Consider the following 1,863-nt stretch of genomic DNA (forward strand, 5'->3'; position numbering starts at 1 on the left):
CTGCCTGCGTCCACGATCTTCGAATCATGGTTGCCCATGGATTCAGAAACCCACTAAAAAAACAACTGTAATGCTAGTCCAATAGTGCTAACTTTGTTCACGGACGCTTCCTCTCTGTGACGGTTCAACACCCTTCACTTTGGCACATCGATGCCGTCGAGGGGCGTCCACCCCATCACAGCAACAGCAGCAGACAGAGTCTCTGGCAGCGTGATAGAAAGAGATCAGGAGCGCGGGCTTCGTCGTTGCGAGATGTAAAGCAACGCATCCGTCGGCTGTTTACGCAGGAGCGGGTCGCGGCCTCGGCGGGGCAGTTTCTCGACGGACTGTTGGGCAACGAGCCGCGCAAGACGGGTTGGATGCGGGCGGAAGCAGCCGGCGATCCAGGCCCGTGGCGCCAGCAGGCGATCCTGGGCCGGGGGCAGTGGGATGCCGACGCGCTGCGCGATATTGTCCGTGAGTACGCGCTGGAAACGCTGGCCGATGAGGACGCGGTTCTGATCATCGATGAGACCGGGTTTTTAAAACAGGGCAAGGCCTCGTGCGGGGTCGCGCGCCAGTACACTGGCTCGGCGGGCAAGATCACCAATTGCCAGATCGGAGTGTTCGCCTCCTACGTGTCGCGGCATGGCCATGCCTTCATCGATCGGGCACTCTACCTGCCAAAGGAATGGACGGACGAACCCGTTCGCCTGAGGGCCGCGCACGTCCCGAGCGATGTGGGCTTTGCCACGAAGCCCAAGATCGCGCGTCGAATGATCGCTCGTGCGATCGCCGCCAAGGTGCCATTCTCGTTCGTGGCGGCGGACAGCGTGTATGGCACGGTTGAGATCGAATCCCTGCTGCGCAAGGCGGGCAAAGGCTACGTTCTGGGTGTTGCGTCCAATCATGTGTTCCGTTCCTGGGGCAAGCCGCGGCCTGTCGCCGGCACCGCCTCCGAGATCGCGCAGAGCCTTCCCAAGAAAGCCTGGCGCCGCCTGCCGCCGGCGAAGGGACCAAAGGTCCGCGCTGGCACGCCTGGGCCTCTCTTGAGCTGGCCGATCTTGACGCCAGTGACTACAACGACGCCCTTGCCGGGGAATGGACGCGGGGTCTTCTGATCCGCCGCAACATTGCCGACGGCAGCTTGGCCTTCTTCTCCACATGGTGCCCCAAGGGCACGTCCATGCAGAAGCTGGTATCGGTGGAAGGCCATCGCTGGGCCATTGAGGACAGCTTCGAAACCGCCAAGAACGAGCTCGGCCTTGATCACAACGAAAGCCGCTCCTGGCATGGCTGGCATCGCCATGTGTCACTCGTCATGCTGGCCTTCGCCATGATGGCCGTCATCCGTCATCGGGCCAATGCTGAGCCAGCACTCAAAAAAACGCGACGCCGGCGCACCAAACATCGTTCCTGATCCGCTGGTCGATCCAGGAAATCCGTAAGCGACGTCTATGTCCCATTCGCAAAGATTTGGAGGGACGGATTGCAACGCGTTGGCGCAACGGATTGCAATCTGTTGATCAACGCGTTGCAAATCGTTGAAGTCGCGTGTGGAGGGGCAACAGAGGATTACGGGGTTCGGCCGAACGACCAGGGCATGAGTTCGTCGATCCGCGCCTGTGGGTGTCCGGCCGCGATCGCTTCGAGCGTCGCCTTCATCCAGGCGTAGGGCTCGACGTTGTTGATCTTGCAAGTAGCGATGAGCGAAGCTATGCGCGCCCATGAACGTCCGCCTTCGTCGTGACCTGCAAACAACGAATTTTTGCGCGTCAGCACCAGCGGCCTGATCTGATTTTCGACCGGGTTGGTAACCGGTATGAGATGTCTCGGTGCCAACGTTCCGCTGCGGTGTTCTACATCGTGGCGTATGGTGCGACC

At 60.7% G+C, this 1,863-nt stretch carries 1 protein-coding gene and 1 pseudogene; one reads left to right on the forward strand and one right to left on the reverse strand.

Annotated elements, in window-relative coordinates; genetic code table 11:
• Nucleotides 1-245: 245 nt before the first annotated feature.
• Nucleotides 246-1,399, forward strand: a pseudogene (locus AC5ZGW_RS46060) (IS701 family transposase).
• 155 nt (nt 1,400-1,554) lie between these two features.
• On the opposite strand, the gene AC5ZGW_RS46065 reads toward AC5ZGW_RS46060, so the two are convergent.
• Nucleotides 1,555-1,863: transposase domain-containing protein (locus AC5ZGW_RS46065; protein ID WP_496114157.1), on the reverse strand; the 309-nt coding region annotated here is incomplete at its 5' end.

The sequence above is a fragment of the Bradyrhizobium sp. Crot121 genome (assembly GCF_059512385.1).